We start from the raw sequence: 26,428 nt of genomic DNA on the forward strand, positions 1-26,428 counted from the left end.
GCCGGCGGCCCCGGCGCGCCCCCCCCCCCCCCCCCCGGCGCCCCCCCCCCGCGCCCCCCCGCCGGTGGGGCCTGCCCCCCCCCCCGCCGGGGGTGGCGGCCTCCACACGAACCGGGTACCGGTCAGTGCTTGAGTGCGTCCTTGGCCTTCTGCCCGGCCTGCTTCGCGTCGGCGATCGACTGCTCGGCCCGCCCCTTCGCTTCGAGGCTCTCGTTGCCGACGGCCTTGCCGGTGGTCTCCTTGATCTTGCCCTTGGCGTCCTTGCCGATGTTCTTGGCCTTCTTGCCCGCTGCCATGCGTGTTCACCTCCTCGGACAGAGCTTCACCACCCCCGCCTGCCCGCATGCGCCCCGGATACGCACGGGTCCACGGTCTTTCTTCGCGCTCGTCCCCCACTGCGGGGTGTCGAGCAGGACGGTGGCCCGGTCGTCCGCCCCGGACGGCCACCGTTCCCGGCCTTAGAGTGGGGCCTGCGCGGCGGCGAGGGGCGTCCGGTCCGGGCCGGGAGGGGTGTCGGATGGCGAAGCGTCACGCGGTGGTGGCCGGGGCCGGGATCGGCGGTCTCACCGCCGCCCTCGCGCTGCACCGCCGGGGCTGGGACGTCACGGTCTGCGAACGCGCCGAGGAACCGCCCGTCACCGGTGCCGGGATCGGCCTCGCCCCCAACGCCCTGCGCGCCCTGGACGCCATCGGCGTCGACGCCGCCCACGCCGTCGGCAGCGCCGTGCCCGAGTGGATGGGCGTGCGCCGCTCCGGCGGCCGGTGGCTGGTCCGCACCGCGACGGCCGACCTGGCGTCCCGCTACGGCATCCCCCCGATCGCCGTCCCGCGCCCGGCGTTCACCGCCGCCCTGGCCGCGGGACTGCCGCCGGGCACCGTACGCCACGGCACCGCCGTGACCGGTGTCGACCAGGCCGGCGGGCGCGCGACCGTACGCACGGCGGCCGGGCCGGACCTCCCCGCCGACCTGGTGGTCGCGGCCGACGGCATCCACAGCCCGCTGCGCCGCGCGCACTTCCCCGGTCATCCCGGCCTGCACTACCTCGGCGAGACCGCCTGGCGGACGATCGTGGACGCCCCGGACCTGCACGTCCCGGCCATGAGCGAGACCTGGGGGAGGGGTGCGCGCTTCGGCGTGACCCCGCTGTCCGACGGCCGTTACTACCTCTACGCCACCGCCGTCGTCCCCGCCGGGACCCGGTCGGCCGACCCGCGGTCCGAGCTCCTGCGCCGGTTCGGCTCGTGGCACGCCCCCATCCCCGCCCTGCTGGCGCGCATCGGCCGCCTCGCTCCCGCCGACGTCCTCCGGAACGACCTCTACGACCTGGCCGCCCCGCTGCCCGCCCTGCACCGCGGCCGGATCGCCTGGCTCGGCGACGCCGCCCACGCCATGGCCCCCAACCTGGGCCAGGGCGGCTGCCAGGCCATCGAGGACGCGGTGGTCCTCGCCCGCCTGCTCCCGCGCGGTGACGGCGCGGACGACCCGGCGGACCCGGCCGGCGCGGCCGGCGCGGACCCCGGCGCGACCGGTACGGACCCGGTCGCGGCCGCCCTGGCGGCGTACACGGCGGCCCGCCGCGACCGCACCGACGCCGTGCGCCTCCGCGCCCGCCGCGTGGGCCGCCTGGGCGCGCTGCGCAACCCCGTCGCGGCGGCGGCCCGCGACCTCGCGGTCCGTGCGACTCCGACCCGCCTGGCCCTGCGGGGCATGGACGACCTCTTCGACGGGTTCCGCCTTCCGGGGTAGCCGGTTCCGGTACCCCTCAGCGGTCCGCCGCCCGCCCTCCGTCCGGGAAGTCGCCGACGGCCCGCGTGAGCAGCCCGTAGACGTGGTGGCGGAACTCGGCACCCGGAGCGTCTCCATGAACGGCGGCCGGACCGGTCCCGAGCACCGCATCAGCCGCGAACAGGTCTGGACGGTCGCGGCGGGCAGCCTCGACGTCACCCACGAGGGCCGTACGGAGAGGGTCGCCGCCGGCCGGACCCTCGTCCTCCCGCCGGACGGCGTGCGCCGCGTCCGCGCCCCCGAGAACGCCGAGGCGTACGCGGCGATGCGCGCGGACGGCGTGGCGAGCGTCCCCGGAGCCGACGGCACCCGCGAACTCCCCTGGGCCCGGTGACCCGTAGGGAGGAGACGGCCTAGCTCCGGCCGCGGCGGCCCAGGTCCAGCACGCTCAGGCCGAACAGCAGGACGCCGAGCGGGACATGGGCTGCGGGGAGGTGCGCGATGCCCAGCACCACCTGCACCGAGGCGAGTGCGAGGAACCCGGACGCGTACAGGACGGGGCGGGGCGAGCCGCCCCCCGGCCGCCAGGCCAGGACCGCCGCGAGCACGTACAGCATCGACGCGCCGTACATCACGCGCGCGCCGACGCCGTGCAGCACCTCGCCGTACGCGGTGGACAGCAGCAGTCCGGCGGTGACGGCCTGGAAGAGGACGGCCAGGGTCTGCAGGGCGACCGCCGCCCGCAGCAGGACCGTGGCGCGCCGGGAGGCGGTGGTGGTCGTGGTGACCGTCGTCGTCTGGATGGTCGTCATGGAAGGGGCCCCGTCTCTGCCGTGCGGCGGTGGTCGGTACTGTCTCGCTGATCCGACGACGCAGCCCCGCGAAGTGTGAGGTGCGGGAGCGGAGTCGGGCCCACGAGCAGCCCCGAGGAGCGGACGAGGCCATGAGCACCCCACGCGAACCGGAGCCGGATGTGATCGCCGGCGAGCGGCGCCACCTGGCCAACCTCGCCTACCGGATGCTGGGTTCGCTCACCGAGGCCGAGGACGCGGTCCAGGAGGCGTTCGCCCGCTGGTACGCGCTGCCGGGGCGGCAGCGGGCGGCCGTCGCGTCCCCGGGGGCCTGGCTGACGACGGTGGTCGGCCGCATCTGCCTGGACGTGCTGGGCTCCGCGCGCGTCCGCCGCGAACGCTACGTGGGCGCATGGCTCCCCGAACCCCTGCCCGACCGCACGGAGTGGTCCGCCGGACCGGCGGTCACGGCCGACCCGGCGGACCAGGTGGCCGTCGACGACTCGGTGCGCATGGCCCTCCTCGTCGTCCTCGAGTCGATGACGCCGGCCGAACGCGTGGCGTTCGTCCTGCACGACGTCTTCCGCTATCCCTTCCCCGAGATAGCCGAGATCGTCGGCCGGACCCCGGAGGCCTGCCGCCGGCTGGCGTCGTCGGCCCGCAGCCGGGTCTCCGCGGACCGGGCCCCCACCACCCCCGCCCCCCGACAGGCGGCGCTCCTGCGCGACTTCAAGGAGGCGTGGCAGGCCGGCGACATCCGGACCCTGGTCACCCTCCTGGACCCCGGCGCCACGATGGTCGCCGACGGCGGCGGACTGGCCAGTGCCGTGCAGCGCACGATCGAGGGCAGCCTGGACATCGCGGGCTACCTGACGCACATCGCGGCCCTCTCCCCGGACCTCACGCTCCTGGAACGCACGGTCAACGGCGAGCCGGGCCTGGTGGCCCAGCGCGACGGCGCCACGGTCACGGTGGCGGCCTTCCGCCTCGCCGAGGGCCGCATCACCCACATCTGGGCGGTCCGCAACCCGGAGAAGCTCCGCCCCTGGACCACCACCCCCGCCCGCCCCTGACCGCCGCCCGGGCACCGCGCGGAGCGGGGGCCCAGGGCGATACTGGCCACCATGACGCACACCCCCGCCGAGCCGCCGAACCCGTTCTCCCGCATCAGGATCCGTGTCGGGGCCCTGGTGTTCTGCGGTGACGAGGTCGCCCTCATCCGCCGCGACCGTGCCGGATCGGTCCACTACACCCCGCCCGGCGGCAACGTCGAGGACGGCGAGGACCTCGTCGCCGCGCTGCGCCGGGAACTCGAGGAGGAACTCGACCTCGACGTCGGCCGGGCCGACGGCGGCGACCTGCTCTGGGTCGTCGACCAACGGGTCACCCGCCCGGGCCCCACCCCGCCGCCCCGCAAGCTCCACCTGCTCTACCGCCTCCACATCACCCCCGACGTCCGCGCCGGCCTCGCCGCGTACGAACACGACGAACTCCCCGACGGCAGCCAGGACATCGGCGTCATCGAATGGATCGACCACCGGGAGACGACGGGCCTGCCGCTCTTCCCGCCCATCGGCCCCGCCCTCGCGGCCCTGCCCGACCCGCGCGCGACGGTCGCCGACGCGGCCCTGGACGCGGTCACGGACGAGACCTACACCTGGGTGTGAGCACGGCCGGACCGGCTGCCGCGCCGGCCCGGTCCAGGCCGGCGGCCGCGAACCCGTGGGGGTGACCGTGCCGGTCCACCAGCCGGGGCGATCGGCGGGGTGCCAGAGGACGTCGAGCCGCCAGAGGACGAATTCCTCCGCCTTCCGCAGGGCGGCGGCCCGGGCGGCGTCCCGCCGTCGCGTCCGCGTGCGCGGTGGACCGTGTGGTCCGGGTGCGGCGGGGCAGGCCGTGGCCCTGCGCCATCCGGCCGGCCGGCTACCTGCATGATTGCGGTGTGTCCGCGCTTCCCGAGCTCCATCCGGCCCGCCTTTCCCCCCGGGACGGCGGGCCCTTCGCCCACCGCCCGGAGCTCCTGGAGGAGCCGCTGTTCTGGCGGCAGCACCTGAGCGCCTGCCTGCGGGGCGGGACACCCGCCTCCTGGCTGGGGCGGCACGACCCGGTCGCCTCCCGTACGTTCTCGCGCCGCCTGTGGGCCGGGGGAGACCGGCCGGTGTTCACGGTGCCGCTCGTCGGCGGCCTGCGGCTGCACGTCGTCTACCGGAACGACTCCGAGGACGGCGGGGTCGACTACGCGGTCCACCACCCCGACTGGGAGCACGCCGAACTCCTCGCCCGCGACGACGGGCACTGGAGGGGACCGGGCCTGTCCTGGGACGAGCTGGCCGGCGCGGCCGACAACGGCCTGCCCGGCGGCACCGCGGCCGACCCCGGCACCCGGCTGCTCCTGCTGCTGCCCGCACTGGGCGACGAGGACCCGCCGCCCGGTGCGGGCCGGCGGCTCGCGGCCTGCCTGCGGGACCGCCTCGGCGCCGCCGAACCCGGGCGCCTCGCCGCCGCCGTCCTGCGGCGGCAGGGCATGGCCGGCCCGTCCCGCTGGAGCACCGGCGCCGACGGCGTCCGCACCGACGACGGCGCGCACTCCTACCGGAACCCGGCCAACCGCGACGCCCTGCCCGACTGCCGCCTCGCCCAGGTGTCCGCTGCCCTCACGGACGGCCGGGCCGTCCCGCGGCAGGACCGCGGCCCGGGGGACTGCCGGCCCGACGGCTGTGCGGCCACCCCCCGCTCCGCCGCCGACTGCCCCCGCCGGGCCGCCCACGCCGCCTGGCTCACCGCCCTCATGGCGGGCGACGCGCCCCCGTTCTGACCTGCGCCCCCGCACGGACCGCCGGTCACCGCTCAGCCGCCCAGGGCCCGGTAGCGGGCGAAGGCCTCCACGGCGTCCGGCACGCACGGCCACGTCGCCATCGGCTCGGGCAGGGAGCAGCAGCCGGTTGCAGGCGACGGGCAAGTGCGGGCTGCCGACGGGCCGTGCGCCCGGGGTCCGGCGGGGCGTCTCAGTGCGGACCGCAGCCCGGCGCCGGGCCGGCGGGGTCCTCGTCCGCCATCCGGCGGCGGACCTGGTCCTCCTGGGCGAGGCGGCGCAGCAGCTCGAACACGGGGGCGCAGATCGCGAAGACGATGACGGCCCGCTCCGCCAGGGCCACCGGGTCGTCGAGGCACTCGGCGCGCTCCAGGTCCAGCCGGGCCACCGACTCGGCCAGCCTCGCGTACGCGGCGAGCTCGCCCGGGGCGTACTGCGCGTCCAGCCGCCGCAGCTCCTTGAGGGCCGTCGTGAGCCCCCGCACGTGCGGCGAGGTGGCCGGCGCCCGCCAGTCGAGGGCCGCCAGGAGTTCCGCCACCTCCGCCCCGGCGGCCTCCTCGGCCGCGGTGTCCTCCTGCGCCCCCGCGCCGCCCTGGGAGGCGACCGGCACCGGGAGGGCGTAGCTGATCGCCCCCAGGGCGCCCTCGGTGGTGTGGGCCTGGTCGACCGCGCCGAGCACCTCGCGGGTGGCGGCGATGGAGAGGCCGCCGAGCGTGGTCAGCGCCTTGATCAGGCGCAGCCGCTCCGCGTGCTCCTCCCCGTACTCGGCCAGGGTCGCGGCGGTCGCCCGGCCCGCGGGCAGCAGGCCCTGCCGCCGGAAGTACTTGATGCTGGCGACCGGCACGCCGGTCCGCCGGCTGAGCTCCGAGATCTTCACACGGCCTCCCCGCTGGTCATCCGGTCCGGCATCGGCGATTGGACACCACCACAAGATACTGCCACTATCCAGTAGCTGGATACCAGAAGTATCCAGCACAGGAACGCAGCCCAAGCAGCCCACCGCAGCCGCACCGGAGAACCCGGAGAATCGATGCCCCACCCCACGTCCCGCTCCGTGCTCCGCCGACCCCAGCTGTGGATCGGAACGGGGCTCATCGCCGCAGTGGTCTCGATGTTGTTCGCCCTGCTGTACGTCGGCGGCAACGTCAACCCGCGAGGCAACCTGCGCGACCTGCCCGTGGCCCTGGTCAACGCCGACGCCGGCTCCGATGCGGGCGGCCGCCACGTCAACCTCGGCGAGCAGGTCGTCTCGGGCATACGCAAGGCCGCCGAGACCGACAAGAGCATCGACTGGCAGGTGGTCAGCCGCGAGGAGGCGGACAAGCGCCTCGGCCGCGGCAAGGTCTTCGGCGCCCTCGTCATCCCGCAGGACTTCAGCGCCACGGTGACCGCCCTCGGCGCCCCGCAGCCCGCGCCCCAGGGCAAGCAGCCCGCCCCGCCGACCCTGACCGTGCTGACCAACCAGTCCGCCGGCAGCATCGGCTCCTCCATGTCCTCCCAGGCCGCGCAGAAGGCCGCCCACGCCGCCTCCGCCCACATCGGCCAGGAGCTCCTGAAGCAGGCCGCGGCCCAGAAGGCCCCGCTGCCGACCGCCGCCCAGCTCAAGCTCGCCGACCCGGTGACCGTGACCGTCGCCGACGGTCACCCCGTGGGCGCCCGCAGCGCCATGGGCCTGAGCGCCTTCTACTACGCGCTCGTCCTGGTCGTCTGCGGCATGCTCGGCGCCAACCTGGTCAACTCCCAGGTGGACACCGCCCTCGGCTACCTGCACACCGACTACGGCCCGGTCCGCAAGCGCGTTCCCGTCCAGCACACCAGCCGGGTGCGCACCCTCGCCGCCGGCGTGGTGCTGATGCTGGGCATGTCGCTCGTCATGGGCACCCTCGTCGAGGTCGCGACCGTCTCGATCCTCGACATGGACGCCTCCCACCTGGGCCTGCTGTGGCTCTACTCGGTCGCCACCATCGCCGTCGTGGGCATCGGCGGACTGGCCCTGTTCGCCGCGTTCGGCACGCCCGGCATGCTGCTGGCCACCATCGTCTTCGTCGCGATGGCCGTCCCCTCCTCCGGTGCGACCGTGCCCCTGCAGGCGCTGCCCGGGTTCTTCCGCGGGCTCTCCGAGTTCGAGCCGCTGCGCCAGATCACCGAGGGCATGCGCTCCCTGCTCTACTACGGCGCCCAGGCCGACGCGGGTCTGACCCGGGCCTGGACCTCGATGGGGATCGCCCTCGTCGCCGCGCTGGCCTTCGGCTTCGCCGTCACCGCCTTCTACGACCGCCGGGGCCTGCACCGCGTCCCGCGGCCCGACGAGGAGGGCGACGCCCCCGCCGGGACCCCCGCCCCGGCCGCGGAGGCGGCCACGGCCTGAGCGGGCCCCGCGGCAGCCGGCCCGGAGCGCCGGTCCACCGTCGAAGGACGGAGGGCCGGCGCTCCGGCGTACCCGGCCCCCCTCCGCCGCGTCCGGACCGCCGCGCTGACGGCCGGCGGAGGGGCCCTTCAGGGCAACGGGCGCCGCCGTACAGCCGGGATCCTTGGAATGAGGGGTTCCGCGAGGTACCCCTGACAGGGCGTACGCGCGCAGCCCCTGCCCCGGCCGCCCGGCCCGGCCGGAACACCGTCGGCGGGGCGGACCGCGCGCCCCACCGACGGCAGGAGCGCCCCATGACCACAGGCTGGAACAGCCACCCGCCGCAGCCCGGACCCCCGACGGCCGAACACCTGCCCGAGCTCGACGTACCGCCGCCCGGGCGCCAGCGGCGCTGGACGGTCCTGCTGCGCTGGCTCCTGCTCCTGCCCCAGTTCATCGTCACCGCCCTGCTCGGCATCGCCGCCTTCCTCGTGACGATCGTCGGCTGGTTCGCCGCCCTCTTCCAGGGCCGCCTCCCGGCCGGCATCGCGGAGTTCCTCGGCGGGTACCTGGCGTACGAGACCCGCGTGGTGTCGAGCGCGATGCTGCTGGTGGACCGCTACCCGCCCTTCTCCTTCGACGGGCAGGGCCACCCCGTGCGGATCGAACTGCGCCCCGGCGAGCTGAACCGGCTGGCCGTGCTGTTCCGCCTCGTCCTGATGATTCCGGTGATGATCGTGACCAGCCTGCTGCAGTACGGCCTCGGGGTCGTCTGCTGGGTGTTCTGGCTGATCACGCTGGTGCTGGGGCGGATGCCCGTGCCCGTGTTCGGGGCCGTGGCCGCGGTGGTGCGCTTCCGGATGCGCTACCAGGCCTACGCCATGATGCTGACCTCCGCCTACCCCAAGCGCCTCTTCGGCGACGGGCCGCCCGTGGGCCAGGCGGTCGCCCCCGCCCCGGCCGCCGCCTCGGCCACCCGGCCCCTGCTCCTGGGTACGCCGGCCAAGGTGCTGGTCGTGGTCATCCTCGTGCTCGGCCTCGGCGCGGGGGGCGCTTCCCAGACCGTCCAGGTCCGGCAGGAGCGCTGGGGTCCCTCCACGGGGGCCGCAACCGTACCGATCCGGACAAGCTGAATGGCCGCCGGGTGTACGCGGGGTGCGCAGCAGCAGGTCAGCGGCCCCGTCCGGACGGCCTTCCCGGCGATCACCCCCCGTTTCCGCCCGGACACGGAGCGGGCACACCCCGGCTGAGCTGCCCGAACGACCATTCGTTATCCGATAGTCGAACACTCTGTCCGTAAATAGGTCATCGATATGCGTCCTGCCTTCACATCGGACAGACTCGGGCACATCGAGGCGCGACAACGCAAGTAAATGCCGCGCTAAACCTTCGTATCGAAAGTGAGTTTCGTCGTGCGCTACCGCTTCGCTGCTGTCCCTGCCGCCGCCCTCCTGTGCCTGGCCGGCGCCACCGGCATGGCGGAGGCAAAGCCCACCAGCCTGTACGCCCCGTCCGCCATGGTCTTCTCCATCGCCCAGGGCGACGACGCCGCCGGAGCCACGGTGCTGCGCGCCGCCACCCTCAGCTGCATGCCGGCCGCCCAGGGCACCCACCCGGACCCCAAGGCCGCCTGTACCGCCCTGAACTCCACCGGCGGCAGCTTCGACCGGCTCCTCGCCGCCCCCGACGCCAACCGCGCCTGCCCCATGCACTACGCCCCCGTGACCGTGACCGCCGACGGTGTCTGGCAGGGCGGCCGGGTCTCCTGGAAGCACACCTTCTCCAACACCTGCGACATGTCCGCGACCCTCAACGGCAACGCCGTCTTCGCGTTCTGACCCGCGCCGCAGCGTCGTGCCGAGGGCCGCCACCCCGGAGGGTGGCGGCCCTTGGCGTACGCGCGGGGCGCGTCAGTTGTTCGAGCCGACGATGTTGTCGTGGCCCGCGTTGAACACGTCGTCGCCGGCGAACTGGAGCCAGTGGCCGAAGACGATGGTGTACGAGGGCTGCGGGTGGAAGTCCACGTTCACATCGGCGCTCGCGGCAGTGGCGCCGCCGAAGACGATGGCGCCGGCGGCGAGGGCGGTCAGCAGGGAACGCATGGAGGACACCTCTCAGCAGAAGGGCGGAACCCGCCCCAAGCTAGGGTTCCGGTGCGTCCGCCGGACCCTTGTGACCCGGTGTGTCCTGATCCTCAGCCGATTGGGGGCACGGCCCGTGGTTCAGGCGGGCTCGGGTCCCGCGTCGAGCTCCTTGCCGAAGTGGAAGGCGACGACGCCCATGCGCTCGCGGAAGTAGAAGCGGTGCGCCGCCGTGCGCTGGGTGCCCGAGTCGAGGTCCAGCAGCCGGCAGTCCGCCGCCCGGGCGCGGTCCTCCAGGTAGGAGAGCAGGGCCCGTCCGACGCCGGTGGAGCGGGAGCCGGAGGCCGTGACGAGGTCGTCCACGTACAGCTTGCGGATGTCGCAGGTGCCGGCGACGATGCGCCAGCCGGCGGCCCCCGTGCACCTGCCGTCGGCGTCGTACGCCGCGCTGAACCGCAGGCCCTGCGGGTGCCCCTCGGCGTAGACCTCCGCGAACAGCGCGGGGGTGAGGTGCGGCCGCAGCTCGCGCAGTACGGGCAGCAGGTCGGCGACGAGCCGGGAATCACCCGGCTCCAGGTCGATGATCTTCATGGGGCCACGGTAGACGCCCGCCCGGTTCAGCGGGCGTGCGCCAGTTCCAGGAACCGGTGGAGGTCGTGGGCCGCCTCCAGCGCGCACAGCCCCGTGGCCGCCAGCAGCGCCGCGGCGGCGGCCAGGAGCAGCGGCCGGCTCCGGGGCGGGGGAGCCAGGAGGGCGGCGACGCGGCGGGGGACCATGCCCGGACCGGGCCGGCGGCCCAGGATGCCGAGGGCGGCGGCGGGGATGCGGCGCGGGCCGCGGCTTCGCTTGGCGGCGATGGCGGCCCGGGCGACGGTCTCGGCGACCGCGCGGCGGTTTCCGGTGTGCCGCGCGGCGTGCTCGTCGGCCCAGCGCTCGACGGTGTAGGCGACGGCGCCGGACAGCGGCCGCAGGAGGGGGTTGGCGGCGGCGGCCAGCTGGGTGAGCGAGACGAAGGCGTAGTGGTGGTGGCGCAGGTGGGCGCGCTCGTGGCTGAGGAGGATCTCCCGTCCGGCCGGGTCGAGGGCGTCGAGCATGCCGTGGGAGATGACGATCCGGCCGGGCAGTCCGGGCATGGCGTAGGCGTCGGCGCCGGGGTCGTCGGTGACGACGACCGGACCCGGACCGGGCATGCAGGCGGCTTCCAGGGCGGCGGACCACAGGGCTCCGGCCCGCCGGGCGGCCAGCCGGGCGGCGGCCAGGACGGCGAGGGCGAGCAGGGCGGCGCCCGCGAGCGCGGCGGGCCACGCGGCGGGGTCCTGCCGGGCGACCACCTCGGGCGCGTAGCCCTTGAGCGCGTCGACGAGCGGGATGCGCACCAGCCCGGCCAGCGTGAGCAGGCCCAGGACGAGGGTGCTGGAGGCGGCGAGCAGCAGGCCCGCCGCGGTCAGCAGCCAGGTCGCCAGGCGGGGCTCCAGCCGCCGGGCCAGCGGTCCGGCGCCGAGCCCGGCCAGCGCCGGGAAGAGGAGGGGCAGGTAGACGGCCAGGTGCATGGCGGGGGGCCCTATCCCTCGGGACCCAGGAGGCGGCGCAGCAGGTCCTCGTCGTCGTCGGACAGCTCGTCGACGAAGCGGGTCAGGACCGACGTCCGGTCGCTGCCGCCCTCCATGACCCGGTGCATCTGGCGGGCGGTGAGCCCGGGCTCGTCCGTGACCGGCGCGTAGGCGTAGCTGCGCCCGCGCGGGGTGCGTTCCAGGACGCCGCGCGCGTGCAGCCGGGCCAGGGTGGTGGCCACCGTGGTGTGGGCGGGGGAGGCGGTGAGGCGTTCGGCCACCTCGCCGGGGGTGAGGGCCCGGCCCGCGCCGTGCAGGAGGGAGACGATCTCGTTCTCCAGGGCCCCGTTCGCCCGCCGTCCGCCGCCGCTCCGGCCCGGCGGCTCCTCGCGCCTGCGCACCGTCGTCCTCCTTCCGTTCGCCGTCCGGGTCCAGAGTAACTTCTATTCGCGAATAGAAGTTACTCTGTGCGTCGCATGCGTCCCGTGCGTCCGCCAGGATGCCCGATGCCCCCGTCCGAACAAGCGAAGGTGAAGGAACGTGAGCGCGATCAGTGTGGGCCAGGCCGTAGTCCTGGGCGTCGTGGAGGGGGTGACGGAGTTCCTGCCGGTCTCCTCCACCGGCCACCTCAAGATCACCGAAGGGCTGATGGGCATCCCCGTCGACGACAAGTCCGTCGTCGCGTTCACCGCCGTCATCCAGGTCGGCGCCATCGCGGCGGTCCTGGCGTACTTCTTCAAGGACATCACCCGGATCGTCACCGCCTGGGGACGGGGGCTGGCCGACCGCGAGGAGCGCTACCACCACGACTACAAGTTCGCCTGGTGGGTCATCTACGCGACGATCCCGATCGTCGTCGTCGGCCTGGCGGCCAAGCCCCTGATCGAGGGGCCGCTGGCCTCCCTGTGGGTGGTCGCCGGATCCCTCATCGTCGGCAGCGGGCTGATGTGGGCGGCCGACCAGATGGGCCGGCACAAGCGGGGTGAGGACGACAGCTCCCTCAAGGACGCCATGCTGGTCGGCTCCTCGCAGATCCTCGCCCTGCTCTTCCCCGGCTTCTCCCGCTCCGGCGCCACCATGTCCACCGGCCTGATCCTGGACCTGGAGCGCGTCGCGGCCACCCGCCTGTCCTTCTTCCTCGGCATCCCGGCGCTGACCGGCGCGGGCCTGTACGAGCTCAAGGACGCGCTCGGGGCCGGCGTGGACACGCTCCCCCTCGTCGTCGGCACCGCCGTGTCCTTCGTCGTCGCCTACGCCTCGATCGCCTGGCTCCTCAAGTTCGTCGCCAAGCACTCCTTCAACGCCTTCGTCGTCTACCGCGTCGTCGTCGGCGTGCTCCTCTTCGGCCTCCTGGGCACCGGCATCCTGCAGGCCTGAACGCCGCCGCCCCGCACGCCACCGCCCCCGGCCGCCCGCGCGGCCGGGGGCGGCCCGCGTTCCGGGCGAGGGGCGGAGGGGGGAGCCCACCACCGGAGCGCCTAATTCCGCAACGGCGGCGCGTCCGAGATGATGTGCGCTCGTCATCCCCGGCGGAAAGGAACGGAGCATGGCCACCTTGTGGTCAGGGCAGGGCGTATTCCGCCGCAAGCCGATCGAGCACATCGAAGAGCCCGAAGGCACCCCCAGCGAGCGCCTCACCCGCACCCTCGGCCTGTGGCAGCTCACGGCCATCGGCGTCGGCGGCATCATCGGCGCCGGCATCTTCACCCTGGCCGGAACGGTCGCCAACGGCGTCGCCGGCCCGGCGGTGCTCCTCTCCTTCCTCATCGCCGGCGTGGCCAGCGCCGCGGCGGCCTTCTCCTACGCGGAGTTCGCCGGCCTGATCCCCAAGGCCGGCTCCGCCTACACCTACGGGTACGCCGTCCTCGGCGAGCTGGCGGGCTGGCTCATCGGCTGGGACCTGCTGCTCGAGTACACGGCCATCGTGGCGGTGGTCGCGATCGGCATCTCCGGGTACTTCAACTTCCTCGTGGAGGAGACGGGCACCTCCCTGCCCGTCTGGATGCTCGGGGCCCCGGGCACCGGAGCGGGGCACCGCTTCGACCTCATCGCAGCCGTCCTGTGCCTGTTCACCGCCTACCTGCTCAACCTGGGCATGAAGAGCGCGGCCCGCTTCGAGACGGTCGTGGTCGGCATCAAGGTGCTGGTGGTGCTGCTGGTCATCGTCGTCGGCTTCTTCCACATCAACACCGACAACTACACGCCCTTCTTCCCGTTCGGGGTGGGCGGCGCCTTCACCGGCGCGGCCACCGTCTTCTTCGCGGTCTTCGGATACGACGCGATGAGCACGGCGGCGGAGGAGTCCAAGGACGCGCAACGGCACATGCCCCGGGCGATCATCTACTCCCTCGGCATCGCCATGGTGCTGTACGTCCTCGCCTGCCTGGTCCTGACGGGCATGCAGCCCTACACCGAGATCGACCCGGAGAGCGGCTTCTCCAGCGCCTTCAAGGCGGTCGGGCTGCCCGCCGTCGCCGACATCATCGCGGTCGGGGCCATCATCGGCATCCTCACGGTGATGTTCACCTTCATGCTCGGCGTGACGCGCGTGTGGTTCTCCATGAGCCGTGACGGACTGCTGCCCCACTGGTTCGCCAAGACGCACCCGACGCGGCACGTCCCCGTCCGCGTCACCTGGATCGTGGGCGCGGCGTCGGCGGTCATCGCCGGCTTCGTACCGATCGGCGAGGCGGCGGAGCTCACCAACATCGGGATCCTGCTGGCCTTCGCGGTCGTGTGCACCTCGGTCATCGTGCTCCGCTACCGGCGCCCCGACCTGCCCCGCTCCTTCCGGACCCCGATGATGCCCTTCCTCCCCGCGCTCGGCGTCGTGGCCTCGGTCTGGCTCATCACCTACCTGCGCGTGGAGACCTGGATCCGCTTCGTGGTCTGGTTCCTCATCGGCCTGGTCATCTACTTCGGCTACTCCTTCCGCCACTCCGCGCTGGCCCGGCGCACGCCGGACGCCTTCGAGGGCGAGGGCCCGGCCCGCTAGGACCCGTCGTCCCACTCCCGTCCGCCCCGCGACGGCGGCGACAGGCCCTGGGGCGGCGGGCCCCGCCCCGGCCGGGGGCTCAGAGTCCCATGGAGCGGAACTCGTCCAGCACGGTGAAGCCGGTGCTGTCGTAGAGGCCCATCGCGACCTCGTTGCCGCCGAACACGTTGAACATCAGCGCCTCGTCGCCGCCCTGCCGGGTGGCCCACTCGCCCACGGCCATCGCGGCCCGGCCGTAGCCCCTGCCGCGGTGCTCCTCGTACACCTCGAGCGAGAAGCCGAAGGTGACGCCCGGCAGGAAGCCGTGGTTGACCCAGCCGGTGCCTACGACCGCGCCGCCGGCCTCCATCGCGTAGAAGGCGTGCCCCGGCGTCAGATAGCCCTGGGGCAGCTGCTCGGCGAAGTCACGGTCGGACTTCTCCCGGGCCTGCTGCGGCGTCAGGGCCCCGGACCGGACGATGTCCGCGACGTACGAGGCCTCCTCGCGGGCGTACCACTGCGGGTACTCGTCCTCGCGCAGGCGGCGGACCGTCAGCCCCGGCGGCAGCTGCGGATCCTCGGCGACGGCACGCATGCGGTTCTGGCCCCGTACGGGGTAGTCGGCGAAGGCCCCCGCTCCGCCGCCGGCGAGCCGGACGAGGACCCGCTCGGCCCCCTGCTCCGCGCACCACCGCTCGGCCCACGCGCGGTGCCCGGGCACCGTCAGGTCGTGGATCCGGCCCACGGCGGCGCCGTTCTCCCGCGTCAGCTCGACGGCCGCCCACCCGGTGCCGTCCGTGGCGAGCGTCCAGCCGTCCACGCCCTTCAGGGCCCGCTCCAGCAAGGCCCGGGCCAGGGGCTCCGAGCAGCCGGCGGCCCGGTAGCCGGCCAGCACCCGCTCCTCGAACCCGCCCCGCCATGCGCCTCGATCGGCGACGATCCTCATTTCGGTCATCCGCTCAGCCTAGCCAGCGGCACCGACAGGGCTCCGCACACCGCCCGTTCGCCGGAGGGGTCACGGACCCGGCGGACGCGGCGGACGGCCCCGCCCGGACGTCGTGCTCACCGGGACGGGGCCGTCACAGCGGCCCGGGGGCCGCGGGCGGATCAGGTGTTGATGCAGGTGTTGCCGGCCGCCGGGTTGAGCAGGCCGATCACGTTGATGGTGTTGCCGCACACGTTGATCGGGATGTGGATGGGCACCTGGACGACGTTGCCGGACAGCACGCCCGGGGAGCCGATGGCGGCACCGTTGGCGTTGGCGTCGGCGACGGCGGAACCGGTGGCGCCGAGGATGCCGACGGCGGCCAGCACGGTGGCGGCGAAGGCAGTGCGAATACGCATGTCACTCCAAAGTCGATGACGGACGTCGAACCAGGATCACACCGCCTGCGGGGGCCTCTTGCCGGGCATTCACCTGACCAACGGCGTGTCACGCCGAGTTGGTGACGGCAGCCTCCTGCGCCCCGGGAGGCGGCCCCGGCCGCCGGTGGCGCCCCGTACAGTTCTGCGCGGCAACGCTTGTTCGACGGGGGTGGGTTGGTGGAACCGCTGAGATCCGGTGATCCGCTCGACATCGGGGGATACCGCCTGCTCGCCCGGCTCGGGGAGGGCGGCATGGGCGAGGTGTTCCTCGCCCGGACCGCCTCGGGCCGGGCGCTGGCCCTGAAGACCGTGCACCGGGAGCTGAGCCGGGATCCGGGCTTCACCGAACGCTTCGACCGGGAGATCCGCACCAACGACCGCGTGCGCTCACCCTGGACGGTCTCCGTGGTGGACTTCAGCCCGGCGGGCTCGTCCGCGCAGTGGCTCGCGACGGAGTACGTGCCCGCGCCCTCCCTGGCCGACTGGGTGCGCCGCGAGGGTCCGCTCCCGGAACCGGCCGTGCGCTCCCTGGCCCGGGAGTTGGCGGCCGCCCTGGTCTCCGTACGCGATGCGGGCGTGGTGCACCGGGACATCAAGCCGGCCAACGTGCTGCTGGGCCCGGAGCGGCCGTTCCTCATCGACTTCGGCATCGCCCGCGCCGTCCGCGACCCGCGCCGGACGCGGACGGGCGCGGTCGTCGGAACCCCCGGCTACCTCTCGCCGGAGCAGGCCACCGGTGACACGGCCGGACATCCGGCGGACGTCTTCTCCCTCGCCGCCGTCCTCGTCCACGCCGCCACCGGCCGCGGACCCTTCCTCGCCCACGGCGAGGAGCCGAGCCTCCCCGTCCTGCTGTACCGCATCGTCCACGACGAGCCCCGGCTCGACGGGGTGCCGCCCCCGCTCCTGCCGCTGCTGCGGGACTGCCTGGCCAAGGATCCCGGCCGGCGGCCCACCGCCGAGGAACTGGGGGTCCGGCTGGGGCCGGCCGAAGCGGACGGATGGGCCGGCGCGGCCCCGCCGGCCCTGGCGGCGGACACGGGCCGCCGCGAGGCGGAACTCCGCGCCCTGCTCACGGCGCCAGGGCCGGCCGCCGCGCCCCCGCCCCCGTGCCATGTGCCCCCGGAATGCGCGCAGTTCGGCCCGGCGGTGCCGCCCGTGCCCCCCGCCGCGTCGCCGCCGCCCGCCCGCCGGCGGCTGCTCCTGGGCGGTGCGGCGGGAGCCGCCGCCCTCGCCGCGCTGCTCCTGCTGCTGCCCCGACTCGCGGGCGGCGGGGGCGGGGACGCGGACGGCAAGGCGGCCGAACGGCCGGCCCCGACCCCCTCCCCGGCGGTCTCCGCCCTGCCCGCCTCCTGGGCCGGTACCTGGACCGGCCTCGGGCCCGGCACCCCGGACGCGGACGGCATCACCCGTGCCCGCACCCGGGACTTCGCCGTCACCGTCACCTTCCAGGCGGGCTCCGTCGGTGAGTTGACGGGACGGCAGATCAGCAGTGTCCGGGAGATCTCCAGCGGTCGCGACCTGGGCTGCACGGAGGCCCTGGAGCTGCGCCAACTCCGCGGCGCCACCGCGTACCTGGCCGCTGCGACCAGCCGGCCCACCGACCGCACCGCCACCTTCGACTGCCCCAAGGGCAACCTCTACGTGGTCACGATGACGGGCCCCGACACCCTCACCGTCGAACTGGAGGGCGCCCAGTCCGCCGGCGCCCCCTCGACCCTGACCCGCGCCCGGTGAATCCCCGGGCCGCAGGCGCCTACGGGGCCGGTGACGGAGCGGGCCGGGTGAGGACCAGCAGGGCGTCCACGAGGTCCTCGGCCGGGGCGCCGGTGGCCAGGCGGCGCAGCTGCTGTCCGAAGACCAGGGCGACGGCCGCTCCCGCCAGGCGTTCGGGGTCCGGAACGCCGAGGCGGGACAGGACCCGGGTGGCGAGCAGGTCGTAGGCGGTGAAGCACTCGGCGGCGGCGGCGCGCAGCCGTTCGTCCCGGCCGGCCTGGACGTACAGCTCGAAGGGTGCGATGTGGCGGCTGTCGAAGGCGTCGCCGCCCGCGACCCGCGCCACCACGTCGGCCGCCTGCCCGATGTCGAAGCACTCGTCCGCACACGAGTCGGCGAGTTCCGTGAAGTGCCGGGTCTCCTCGGCCACGAACCGGAGCAGGCTCTCGCGCAGCAGCTCGTGCTGGGTCGCGAAGTGGTAGGTGACCGAGCCCAGGGAGACCCCGGCCTCCCTCGCGATCCGCCGGTTGGTGACGGCGGCGATCCCGTCCTGTCCGATGATCCGCAGTACGGCGTCGACGATGCTCTGGCGGGTGTCGGAAGCGGCGGGCATGGCGACATTCTGCCCCATCCGCCGCCAGGGGCCTCCCGCCCTTGCAGGGCAAGGGAGTTGGGGATCCGGGGGTGTGGACAGGAGGCGGGCCTGTCCCTACTGTTCGTTCGAACGAACAGTAGGGGCAGCGTCTTCGCACGGGAGTCATCGTGGACCTATCCGGATCGAACGTCCTCCTCACCGGCGCCACCGGCGGCATCGGCGCCGCCCTCGCGTCCCGCCTGGCGGCGCAGGGGGCCCGCCTCACCCTCAGCGGCCGCCGCGAGGAGGCCCTCAAGGCGGCCGCCGGCGTCCACGGCGCCCGTACCGTGGTCGCCGATCTGGCCGTCCGGTCGGACGTCGTCATGCTGGCGGAGGCCTGCGCGGGGACGGACGTCCTCGTCGCGAACGCGGCCCTGCCCGCCAGCGGAGACCTCCTCGACTACACCGAGGAGCAGCTCGACCGCGCCCTGGACGTCAACCTCCGCGCGCCCGTCCTGCTGGCCCGGCTGCTCGCGGCCCACATGACCGCCCGGGGGCGCGGCCACATCGTGCTGGTCGGGTCCCTCTCCGGGAAGGCGGCGACCGGCTCCACCTCCCTGTACAACGCGACCAAGTTCGGGCTGCGCGGATTCGCCCTCGCCCTGCGCCAGGAACTCAGGGGCACCGGGGTGGGGGTGTCCCTGGTCCAGCCCGGCTTCGTCCGCGACGCGGGCATGTTCGCCGCGACGGGCGCCACCCCGCCGGGCGGCATCAGGACCGTCACGCCCCGGCAGGTCGCCGACGGCGTGGTACGTGCCGTCCGGCGCGACCGGTGCGAGGTCAACGTGGCGCCGCTCGAACTGCGGGTGCTCAGCGCCGTCGCCGGGCAGTTCCCCGGCTTCGCCGAGCGCATCCAGGCCCGCGCCGGCCTCGACGGCCCGGTACGGCAGATCGTCGAGGCCCAGCGCACGCACCGCTAGCCTGTGAGCGCACCGGCCCGTTCCTCCGCCGACGCGTTCGTCGGCGGGGGTGGCGATGGCGCGCGGCGGCGTGAAGCGCGGGAGCGCGGCCGTGCGGCGACGTCCGGGCGCCCCCGTGACAGGGTTCTCCGCAGGTCGATGAATCCGTTCGCATGTCACCGTCGTCCGCGCCTGCGGCGCCGATTCCTTTTCGGAGCGGCTTTCGCGCGGGAGGCCGCCGGGCGTTCCGCCCTGGCGGCGCTAATTGGCCCGACTGTAGCGGACGCTGCCCGTCCAGATGCGTTCGAGCCTGACGCGGGTGCCGGGCCGGGGAGCGTGCCAGATCTTGTTCTGGCCCGCGTAGATGCCGACGTGGCCCATGGTTCCCCCGGTGGGGAAGAAGACCAGATCTCCCGGTGCGCGCTCGGTGCGCGAGATGTGGTCCGTGCTCTCGTACTGGGCCTCCGCGGTGCGGGGCAGGACCCGGCCGGCCGCGCGGAAGGCGTAGAGGGTGAGGCCCGAGCAGTCGAACTCACCGGGCCCGGTGGCGCCGTAGGCGTAGGGGGCGCCCTTCTTGGAGGCGGCGACGGCGACGGCCTTTATCCCGTAGAGCGAAGCGGCCTGGGCGGGGGTGGTGGGAGTGAGGAGTGCGGCGGCGGTTACGGAGAATACGAGCAAGAGGGCCGGAGAGCGATGAATCTCCCCGCGTTTATTTGATTTCGGCAATCGTGATACCTCCGCATTCAGATACAGGAACAAACCGTGATGGTGACTGTTCTCGGTGACTGCGTTACGGCTCCCGACGACCGCCCATTTTGCACGAGACGGACATGGCTGAGGTGCCGGACACGACAGGAAATATCTCGGTTCGGCAAAGGTGTCCGAGATGATATGCCTTCAATTTGTCCGACCATTCCGCTGTTCGGTCGGACTCCGGTCGGACTCCGGTCGGCGAACCGGGCGGGCATGCGGAAGCGGCCGTCCGGGCCTGCCGGACGGCATCGTTCGGGAGCTCGCGGCCCCGGCCGGAGCGAGTGCCTATACCGGGCAGGGCCCGGTCGTTGCCGGGTGCGCCCCCCGCGCCCCTGCGGACTCCGGGGCCGCGCGGGGCCCCGTCACGCGCGGGCGATACGCGCGACGCGTCCGTGCCGGGGGCGCCCACGTCCCCTGCAGGGCGCCGGACCGATCACTCCGCCCCACGGCCGCCGGCGCAGCCGCCCCTTCAGCGGGCCGGACGGCCCGGCGTGAACCCCTCGCCGCCCCACACGGTCCCACCGGACGGGGGAGGCGCCGGGTGTCCCCTCCGGTGGTCCGACAGGAACTCCCGGAACACCCGCGCGGAACGCGGGTTCTCGCCGCACTGCCACACACCGTGCGGGCAGTAGTCGGTGATGCTGTGGTACAGCGGCCTGTGCTCGTCGATCCACGCCAGCATCCGGCGCATGTACTCGGGGTTGTCACCGTTGCGGAAGAGCCCCCACTCGGGGTACGAGATCTGCTTGTGGTGCGCCTTCGCGAAGTCGACGTGCTGCTGGAGCCCGTAGGGCTGGTCGACCATCTCGTCGAAGGAATCGCCCGGCGGCTGGTCGTAGGAGTCCATGCCGACGATGTCGACCACGTCGTCCCCCGGATAGCAGCGGGTCCAGGCGATGGAGTCCCTGCCGCGGTTGGGGGCGAAGTCGAAGCGGAACTTCTGCCCCTCCACGGAGCGCATGGCGTCCACGATGCGCCGCCAGTACCGCTTCCAGTTCTCGGGGTCGGGCTTGCACCGGTGGGTGTAGTTGTAGCCGTTCATCTCCCACCCCAGCACGATCACGGTGTCCGGCACCCCCAGGCCGACCAGCCGCTCGCCCAGCCGCCGGAAGTGGTGGTCGTACTCGCCCTGCGCGCCGGCGCGGATCAGCTCGGCGACCCGGTGGTCCGGGACATCGGCCTCGTTGCCCTCGAACATCGGCACGTTCAGGACGAAGAGCCGGTTGCGCCTCTCCTTGCGCCAGCGCGCCCAGTTGCGCAGGGAATCCGGCGCCCCCTCGATGTTCACCCAGGTGTCCCCGGGCAGGTAGGTGTGCCCGGCGCGCAGCTCGGTCCCGCCGAGCCAGCGCGAGAGCCCCTGCATCCGGTCGATGCCGGGCGAGCCGTAGTGGAGGTACGCGCCCACGGCGACCCCGGAACCCGAGCCGCCGCCGAGGGCCTCGCGCGGCGCCGGGGCGCGGCCGCCCCCGGTGGCGAGCAGGCCGACAGCGACCGCACTGACGCAGACGCCGGCCGTCCACCGCCTTCTACGGGACATGGTCGTCTCCCCAAGCGTCGGGAACCGGTCTCCTTGAGAGCGACGCTAGACAGCAGACCCGCCTCCTGGCCTGCCCGGTGTCCCGATCCTGGGCCATTCGCGGGAGCGGACGCCCGCCGCCTGGCCCGACCGGGTGAAGGCCCGGCGGACCGACGCGCGTCCCTTCGGGTGACCTCCCGCCGCGACCGGAACCGGCAGGGGGGTCCGGCCGTTCTCCTTCGGCATGAGCGCGAATGTGATCACCATCGAGATCCGGGGCCTGGAGTCGGCGGCCGTACAGGCGGCCGAGCAGATCTCCGCCCTGTTCCTCTCCAGCGGTCCCGGCCTGCCGAGCCGGACCGGGGGCGAGGACGAGGTGGTCGTCCGGATCCGGGCCGACATCGGCCGCGCCCCCGGGGACGGGGCCTACACGGACACCTGCGCCTGACCGGCGGGTCCGTCGAGCCCCCCGCGCCTCGACGGCCCCGGCCCGGTCCGAGCGACGCGGCCCGGGGGCCGGCCCCCGGGAGTGCCGCCGGCCCCGGGTCCGTCGTGTCACCGACGCAGTCGGCACGTCCATGGCGCGGGCGGCGTCCTCGGCCCGGGGCGGGACCAGCGTGACCACCGCGGTGTCCACCGCCGTGAACCAGCCGAAGGCGAGCCCGTCGAGGGTGCCCAACACCGGCATTCCGGTCCAGGCCGGGCTGATCACCGGGACCACCGTCACGACCCCGGCGAAGGCCGCGGAGGCGTGGTCGTCGAGGGCCGACAGGAACACGTCGACCCCCTCGCGTCCGGCGGCGGAGGGCGCGGTCCCGCGCCGTGCGGGCACGTCCCGGCACCAGGGCGGCGCGCGGCACCGCCGCGCCGCCGGCCGGTGCGCCGAGGACCCCGTCCGGCCCGCGCAGGCCGGGGCGGTGCTCCGGTCCGGTGCCGCGGCAGGGGTGCGCCGGAGCGCGCACCCCGTTCCGCGCGCCTGGCGTGCGCTACCCGCCGGCCCGCTCCGGGCCGTCGGCGGCCCGGAGCCACGGGCCGGAGACGTCCAGGGTGATTGTCGCTTTAATCCCGCTAAGGGGTTGCTCGCGTAGGTTCATTGATCTTCGCGTGCTTATGCTTCACCCGCTATGACGGAAAGCCAGCCAACTCGCGCCTTACGCGCAGCAGTCGACGTGGTCGTCCTCGGTGCCGGTCCGGCCGGACTCGTCCTCGGAAACCTCCTGCTCACCGCCGGAATCGACTGCGTCGTCCTGGAACGCGCCTCCCGTTCCCACGTCCTGACCCGGGCCCGCGCCGGGTTCCTCGCCCCGAACACCGCACGCGTCCTGGAACGCCACGGCCTCGCCGACGGCCTGCTCCGCTACGGCCTCCGGCACGGCACCTGCGAGTTCCGCACGCCGGAAGGCCGGTTCCGTCTCGACTACGGGGCCCTCGGAGAAGCCGGACCGCACCACGTCTACCCGCAGCAGAACCTGGTCGCGGACCTCCTGCGGCACTACCTCCACCGCGGCGGCCGCATCCACTTCGACACCGAGGCGCTCTCCGTGCACGAGGCCGACGGCCCGCGGCCGTCCGTCACCACGCGCGAGCCCGACGGCCGCCCCGCCCGGTGGAGCGCCCGCTACGTCGCCGGGTGCGACGGGCGGCACGGGGCGGCCCGCCGCTCCCTGCCCCCGGACGCCGTCCGCCACCACCACGACCACGGCGTGACCTGGCTCGGCCTCCTCGCCCAGGCCCCGCCGAGCCTGGACGCGGTGGGCTACGCCCTCCACGACCACGGTTTCGCGGGACACATGGCCCGCACCCCCGAGATGACGCGCTACTACCTCCAGTGGCAGCGCGGCACCCCCGCCGACGCCTGGTCCGACCAGCGGATCTGGGACGAGCTCGACGTCCGGATGCGCGCCGCGGAGCACGGGCCGCTGCTCCGGGGCGCGCTCCTGGAACGCGGCCTCTTCGACCTGACCTGCGACGTGGTCGAGCCGTTGCGGTACGGCTCGCTCCTCCTCGCGGGCGACGCGGCGAGCCTGCTCGCCCCGGCCGCCGCCAAGGGGGCCAACCTCGCGGTCCTGGAGGCCGAGATCCTGGCCGGAGCGCTCGCCGACGCCCTGGTCCGGGGCGACACCGGGGGACTGGACGGGTACTCGGACCGGTGTCTGGCCCACATCTGGAGGGCGCAGGAGTTCACCGGGTGGATGACGCGGCTGCTGCACGCCGCACCCGGCGGGGACGGCGGCGGCGGATCGTTCTTCCAGGCCGCCCTGCGCCGTTCCCGGATCGCCTCGCTGCGCACCTCGCGCATCCACCGGGACTGGTTCGCCGAGAACTACGTCTGCGTCTGACCGCCCCGCCGCGCGCCGCCGCCCGCTTCCCCTTCCTTCGGCGCCACCCCTTGCGCCGCCTCGCCCCGCCTTGCCCTGCCCCTGTTGTCCCGCCCTGCCCTGCGTTGACCACCCCCGGCTCCTGAGGACGTTCCCCCGATGACGATGACCTTCCCCGACGAAACGATGCTGCTGGACGACACGGCCCGCCTGCGCGCGGCGGCCGCGTTCGTCCGCGAGCACGACAGCGCCGCCCTGCTGCCGCTCCTCCTGCCGGGCATCGGCGGCCCGGACCTGCGGGCACTGGCCGGGCACTGCCGCTTCGCCCACGCCGGGATGCTCGTCTTCCCGCCGGACGAGGGGGGCCTGCGGGCCCAACTCGCGGACTGCGGACTGGCGGTGGACACCCCCTCCCACCCGAGTGTCGTCGTCCGCGGGCGTCTGGCCCGGCGCCACCGGCGCGACCCGGCCGACCTCGACGTGCGGATCCTGCGCCCGCAGGTGCGCGGAGCCGCCGGCGAGCGCCGGGCGGTCGAGGTGTTCGCGCTGACCGTGCCCCCGCACTCGGGTCTGGAGCCGATCGCCGCCCACGAACGGGCCCGCGGGCACGAGGAGCACCTCGCATTCGAGATCGACCGCCCGGACCCGCTGGTGCTGCGCGGTCTCTGCGCGGTCCTGGCCCGCTACGGGGCGAGCCCCGACGGCGGCGGCTACAACCCGCACGAGGACGGCACCGTCCTGTACTTCACCGCCCCCGCAGAGGCGGCCTGCGGGTACCGGCGGCTGGAGCTCTACGCACCCGGCGACCACCGCGACGCCCTCGCCGCCCACCTGGACCACCCCGACGGGCACCCCCGCCCGCACACGACCGCGCGGCCGCCTGCCGAAACGCTCCTCCACCTGCTCACCGGGGCCTGGGCCACACAGGCCCTCGCCTCCTTCGCCCGGCTCCACCTGCCCGACGCCATGGACACGCGCCGCGCGCGCCGCACCGAGGACCTCGCCCACCTGACCGCCACCCACCCCCGGGGCCTGGCCACGCTCCTGCGCTACCTCGCGACGCTCGGCGCCGTGACCCGCGAGGAGGAACCGGAGGAGGGGTTCCGCCTCACCGAGCTCGGGGCCCTGCTGCGGGCGGACGCACCCGCGTCGATGCGGCCCCTGGCCCTGATGTACGGCGGTCCCTTCTACCGGTCCTTCGGCGGACTCGACCACGCCGTACGGACGGGGCGACCGGGCTTCGACCACCTGCACGGCGAGAGCCACTTCGACCACTTCGCCCGCGACCCCGAACTCGCCGACCTCTTCGACCGGTCCATGGCCGCCGGCTCGCGCATGTTCGCGCCGCTCCCCGCCCACCCGGCCGTCACCGCCGCGGCCCAGGCGCCCTCGCCCGCCACGGTCGTCGACGTCGCGGGGGGCAACGGAGAGCTCCTGCGCCAGGTCCTCACGGCCCACCCGGGCCTGCACGGCGTCCTCCTCGAACGCCCGCACGCCGTCGCCGCGGCCCGCCGCCTGCTCGACGCCGCAGGCTGCGGAGCGCGCTGCGACTACCGGGCGGGAGACTTCGCCGACGTGCCTCCCGGAGGCGACGTCTACCTCCTCGCCCGCGTCCTGCACGACTGGGACGACGACCGCTGCCGGGAGATCCTCGGCCACTGCGCGCGTGCGATGCCCGACCACGCCGACCTGCTGATCGTCGAACGCCTCCTGCCGGCGGACGGCTCCCCCTCCCTCGCCACCCCCTGGGACCTGCACATGCTCTGCAACGTCGGGGGCCGCGAACGCCGGGCCGACCACTACGCCCGCCTGCTGGCCGATGCGGGACTCCACCTCCACGGCCGCAGTCCCCTGCCCCTGGACGCGTACGTCCTGCACGTCCGCAAGAACCCCGTCCCGGGCCCGCAGCAGCCCTGACCGTCACCAGTTTTCCTTAATACCCGTCCATGAACCGACGACTTCTGCTGATGACGGCGGCCGCCCACAGTGGAGGCATGCAAAGGATCTGCGTCATCGGCGGAAGCCGGTACTTCGGAAAGCTCCTGGTCCAGCGGCTGCAGGCGGCCGGCCACCAGGTCACTGTGATCAACCGGGGGTCGAGCCGCCCGCCGGCCGGTGTGGAGCACCTCGTCGTCGACCGCGGCGACGAGGCGGCCCTCGTCGCCGCCCTCGGCTCCCGCACCTTCGACGTGGTCGTCGACCAGGTCTGCTACACGCCCGTGCAGGCCGCGATCGCCGCCCGTGCCTTCGCCGGCCGCACCTGCCGGTACGTCATGACCTCCACCATCGAGGTCTACGATCCGGCGACCGCCGCACTGCCGGCCGTACCGGCGGGCACCCCGGTGCCGGAGGGGAACGTGGACCCGGCCGCCTGGCCGGTGGACCCGCAGCTGCCCTGGCACGACGCGGGGTACCTGGAGGCGCACTACGCCGAGGGCAAGCGCCAGGCGGAGGCCGTCCTCGCCCGCTCCGGCGGCTTCACCTTCGCCTCCGTGCGCAGCGCGCACGTCCTCGGCGGCGGCGCACAGGAGTTCACCGGCCGCCTGGCCCACTACGCCGACCGCGTCTCCCGGGGCGAGGCGATCACCGTCCGCGCCGACGAGCTGCCCACGGTGTTCATCCACTACGGGGAGCTGGCGGACCTGCTGCTGTGGGCGGCCACCGAAGGGCACTTCAGCGGTCCGCTCAACGCCTGCTCCGACGGCGCGCTCGACGTACGCGCCGTCGCCGGGGCCGTGGCCGCGCAGGTCGGCCGCGAGCCCCTCTACCGGGTGGCCGCCGCGGGCGAGACGCCGTCGCCGTTCTCCTTCGACCGCCACTACGCCATGGACAACGCCCGCGCGAAGGAACTGGGTTTCACCTTCTCCCGCACCGCCGACTGGCTGCCCGGCGCCGTCGCCGAGACGCTCGCCGCAGCCGCCACCGCCCCCACCCGCTGAGGAACAC

28 protein-coding genes are annotated in these 26,428 nt (G+C 74.4%); 16 read left to right on the plus strand and 12 right to left on the minus strand.

Annotated features, from left to right (window positions below; translation table 11 throughout):
- Positions 1-122: 122 nt before the first annotated feature.
- The gene (locus AB0469_RS02500; protein ID WP_366449442.1) at positions 123-296 is read right to left on the minus strand and encodes a CsbD family protein; all 174 of its coding nucleotides are present in this window, start codon (positions 294-296) and stop codon (positions 123-125) included.
- A 221-nt stretch (positions 297-517) separates the two neighbouring features.
- Here AB0469_RS02500 and AB0469_RS02505 point away from each other — a divergent pair, with 221 nt between their 5' ends.
- Together AB0469_RS02505 and AB0469_RS02510 are read left to right on the plus strand one after the other, a co-directional pair.
- A complete protein-coding gene (locus AB0469_RS02505) occupies positions 518-1,747 on the plus strand; it encodes an FAD-dependent monooxygenase (RefSeq protein WP_366449443.1) in 1,230 nt (409 codons plus the stop codon).
- Between the two features lie 82 nt (positions 1,748-1,829).
- On the plus strand, positions 1,830-2,120 hold the full coding sequence (locus AB0469_RS02510; protein WP_366449444.1) for a cupin domain-containing protein: 291 nt from the start codon (positions 1,830-1,832) through the stop codon (positions 2,118-2,120).
- A gap of 19 nt (positions 2,121-2,139) precedes the next feature.
- Here the strand turns inward: AB0469_RS02510 and AB0469_RS02515 are convergent, their stop codons facing one another.
- Positions 2,140-2,538: a hypothetical protein gene (locus AB0469_RS02515; RefSeq protein ID WP_366449445.1), complete on the minus strand. Its 399-nt coding sequence runs from the start codon at positions 2,536-2,538 to the stop codon at positions 2,140-2,142.
- Between the two features lie 131 nt (positions 2,539-2,669).
- On the opposite strand from AB0469_RS02515, the gene sigJ reads away from it, so the two are divergent.
- From sigJ to AB0469_RS02530, 3 genes are all read left to right on the plus strand, one after another.
- A complete protein-coding gene (sigJ, locus tag AB0469_RS02520) occupies positions 2,670-3,590 on the plus strand; it encodes an RNA polymerase sigma factor SigJ (RefSeq protein WP_366449446.1) in 921 nt (306 codons plus the stop codon).
- A gap of 51 nt (positions 3,591-3,641) precedes the next feature.
- Positions 3,642-4,184, plus strand: a complete 543-nt coding sequence (locus AB0469_RS02525; RefSeq protein ID WP_366449447.1) for an NUDIX domain-containing protein — start codon at positions 3,642-3,644, stop codon at positions 4,182-4,184.
- A 275-nt stretch (positions 4,185-4,459) separates the two neighbouring features.
- Positions 4,460-5,332 carry a hypothetical protein gene (locus AB0469_RS02530; RefSeq protein WP_366449448.1) on the plus strand — a complete coding sequence of 291 codons (873 nt, stop codon included), beginning with the start codon at positions 4,460-4,462 and terminating at the stop codon, positions 5,330-5,332.
- A 190-nt stretch (positions 5,333-5,522) separates the two neighbouring features.
- Here AB0469_RS02530 and AB0469_RS02535 read toward each other — a convergent pair whose 3' ends face one another.
- Positions 5,523-6,206, minus strand: coding sequence for a MerR family transcriptional regulator (locus AB0469_RS02535; protein ID WP_366449449.1), 684 nt, complete (start codon positions 6,204-6,206; stop codon positions 5,523-5,525).
- Between the two features lie 153 nt (positions 6,207-6,359).
- Here AB0469_RS02535 and AB0469_RS02540 point away from each other — a divergent pair, with 153 nt between their 5' ends.
- The 3 genes from AB0469_RS02540 to AB0469_RS02550 all read left to right on the plus strand — a co-directional run bounded on the left by AB0469_RS02540 (position 6,360) and on the right by AB0469_RS02550 (position 9,514).
- The gene (locus tag AB0469_RS02540; protein WP_366449450.1) at positions 6,360-7,697 is read left to right on the plus strand and encodes a YhgE/Pip family protein; all 1,338 of its coding nucleotides are present in this window, start codon (positions 6,360-6,362) and stop codon (positions 7,695-7,697) included.
- A 293-nt stretch (positions 7,698-7,990) separates the two neighbouring features.
- A complete protein-coding gene (locus AB0469_RS02545) occupies positions 7,991-8,809 on the plus strand; it encodes a DUF4389 domain-containing protein (RefSeq protein WP_366449451.1) in 819 nt (272 codons plus the stop codon).
- Between the two features lie 267 nt (positions 8,810-9,076).
- Positions 9,077-9,514, plus strand: a complete 438-nt coding sequence (locus AB0469_RS02550) for a subtilase-type protease inhibitor (protein WP_366449452.1) — start codon at positions 9,077-9,079, stop codon at positions 9,512-9,514.
- Positions 9,515-9,586: 72 nt separating this feature from the next.
- On the opposite strand, the gene AB0469_RS02555 is transcribed toward AB0469_RS02550, so the two are convergent.
- From AB0469_RS02555 to AB0469_RS02570, 4 genes are all read right to left on the minus strand, one after another.
- On the minus strand, positions 9,587-9,778 hold the full coding sequence (locus AB0469_RS02555; RefSeq protein ID WP_366449453.1) for a hypothetical protein: 192 nt from the start codon (positions 9,776-9,778) through the stop codon (positions 9,587-9,589).
- A gap of 120 nt (positions 9,779-9,898) precedes the next feature.
- Complete coding sequence (locus AB0469_RS02560) at positions 9,899-10,348, minus strand: GNAT family N-acetyltransferase (RefSeq protein ID WP_366449454.1); 450 nt, start codon at positions 10,346-10,348, stop codon at positions 9,899-9,901.
- Between the two features lie 26 nt (positions 10,349-10,374).
- A complete protein-coding gene (locus AB0469_RS02565; protein WP_366449455.1) occupies positions 10,375-11,307 on the minus strand; it encodes a M56 family metallopeptidase in 933 nt (310 codons plus the stop codon).
- A gap of 11 nt (positions 11,308-11,318) precedes the next feature.
- On the minus strand, positions 11,319-11,708 hold the full coding sequence (locus AB0469_RS02570; RefSeq protein ID WP_366449456.1) for a BlaI/MecI/CopY family transcriptional regulator: 390 nt from the start codon (positions 11,706-11,708) through the stop codon (positions 11,319-11,321).
- Positions 11,709-11,847: 139 nt separating this feature from the next.
- Between AB0469_RS02570 and AB0469_RS02575 the strand changes: the two genes are divergently transcribed.
- Complete coding sequence (locus AB0469_RS02575; RefSeq protein WP_366449457.1) at positions 11,848-12,684, plus strand: undecaprenyl-diphosphate phosphatase; 837 nt, start codon at positions 11,848-11,850, stop codon at positions 12,682-12,684.
- Positions 12,685-12,853: 169 nt separating this feature from the next.
- Complete coding sequence (locus AB0469_RS02580) at positions 12,854-14,302, plus strand: amino acid permease (RefSeq protein WP_366449458.1); 1,449 nt, start codon at positions 12,854-12,856, stop codon at positions 14,300-14,302.
- 79 nt (positions 14,303-14,381) lie between these two features.
- Here AB0469_RS02580 and AB0469_RS02585 read toward each other — a convergent pair whose 3' ends face one another.
- Both AB0469_RS02585 and AB0469_RS02590 read right to left on the minus strand, forming a co-directional pair.
- Positions 14,382-15,236: a GNAT family N-acetyltransferase gene (locus tag AB0469_RS02585; RefSeq protein ID WP_366449459.1), complete on the minus strand. Its 855-nt coding sequence runs from the start codon at positions 15,234-15,236 to the stop codon at positions 14,382-14,384.
- Positions 15,237-15,388: 152 nt separating this feature from the next.
- On the minus strand, positions 15,389-15,625 hold the full coding sequence (locus AB0469_RS02590) for a chaplin (protein ID WP_042811629.1): 237 nt from the start codon (positions 15,623-15,625) through the stop codon (positions 15,389-15,391).
- A gap of 198 nt (positions 15,626-15,823) precedes the next feature.
- Between AB0469_RS02590 and AB0469_RS02595 the strand changes: the two genes are divergently transcribed.
- Complete coding sequence (locus AB0469_RS02595) at positions 15,824-17,383, plus strand: serine/threonine-protein kinase (RefSeq protein ID WP_366449460.1); 1,560 nt, start codon at positions 15,824-15,826, stop codon at positions 17,381-17,383.
- A gap of 19 nt (positions 17,384-17,402) precedes the next feature.
- Here the strand turns inward: AB0469_RS02595 and AB0469_RS02600 are convergent, their stop codons facing one another.
- Positions 17,403-17,975: a TetR family transcriptional regulator gene (locus AB0469_RS02600; RefSeq protein WP_366449462.1), complete on the minus strand. Its 573-nt coding sequence runs from the start codon at positions 17,973-17,975 to the stop codon at positions 17,403-17,405.
- Between the two features lie 149 nt (positions 17,976-18,124).
- Here AB0469_RS02600 and AB0469_RS02605 point away from each other — a divergent pair, with 149 nt between their 5' ends.
- The gene (locus tag AB0469_RS02605) at positions 18,125-18,916 is read left to right on the plus strand and encodes an SDR family NAD(P)-dependent oxidoreductase (RefSeq protein WP_366449464.1); all 792 of its coding nucleotides are present in this window, start codon (positions 18,125-18,127) and stop codon (positions 18,914-18,916) included.
- A 240-nt stretch (positions 18,917-19,156) separates the two neighbouring features.
- Here the strand turns inward: AB0469_RS02605 and AB0469_RS02610 are convergent, their stop codons facing one another.
- Both AB0469_RS02610 and AB0469_RS02615 read right to left on the minus strand, forming a co-directional pair.
- Positions 19,157-19,573, minus strand: a complete 417-nt coding sequence (locus AB0469_RS02610; RefSeq protein WP_366449465.1) for a C40 family peptidase — start codon at positions 19,571-19,573, stop codon at positions 19,157-19,159.
- Between the two features lie 544 nt (positions 19,574-20,117).
- Positions 20,118-21,185 (minus strand): glycosyl hydrolase, encoded by a 1,068-nt coding sequence (locus tag AB0469_RS02615; protein WP_366449466.1) that lies wholly within the window; start codon positions 21,183-21,185, stop codon positions 20,118-20,120.
- Positions 21,186-21,408: 223 nt separating this feature from the next.
- Here AB0469_RS02615 and AB0469_RS02620 point away from each other — a divergent pair, with 223 nt between their 5' ends.
- The 4 genes from AB0469_RS02620 to AB0469_RS02635 all read left to right on the plus strand — a co-directional run bounded on the left by AB0469_RS02620 (position 21,409) and on the right by AB0469_RS02635 (position 26,421).
- Positions 21,409-21,612, plus strand: coding sequence for a hypothetical protein (locus tag AB0469_RS02620; RefSeq protein WP_366449467.1), 204 nt, complete (start codon positions 21,409-21,411; stop codon positions 21,610-21,612).
- 676 nt (positions 21,613-22,288) lie between these two features.
- A complete protein-coding gene (locus tag AB0469_RS02625) occupies positions 22,289-23,503 on the plus strand; it encodes a 4-hydroxybenzoate 3-monooxygenase (protein WP_366449468.1) in 1,215 nt (404 codons plus the stop codon).
- Positions 23,504-23,641: 138 nt separating this feature from the next.
- Positions 23,642-25,399 (plus strand): methyltransferase, encoded by a 1,758-nt coding sequence (locus AB0469_RS02630; RefSeq protein WP_366449469.1) that lies wholly within the window; start codon positions 23,642-23,644, stop codon positions 25,397-25,399.
- 77 nt (positions 25,400-25,476) lie between these two features.
- On the plus strand, positions 25,477-26,421 hold the full coding sequence (locus AB0469_RS02635; protein WP_366449628.1) for an NAD-dependent epimerase/dehydratase family protein: 945 nt from the start codon (positions 25,477-25,479) through the stop codon (positions 26,419-26,421).
- The last annotated feature ends 7 nt before the right edge of the window (positions 26,422-26,428 follow it).

Source organism: Streptomyces sp. NPDC093801, from assembly GCF_040701585.1.
Lineage (GTDB): Bacteria > Actinomycetota > Actinomycetes > Streptomycetales > Streptomycetaceae > Streptomyces.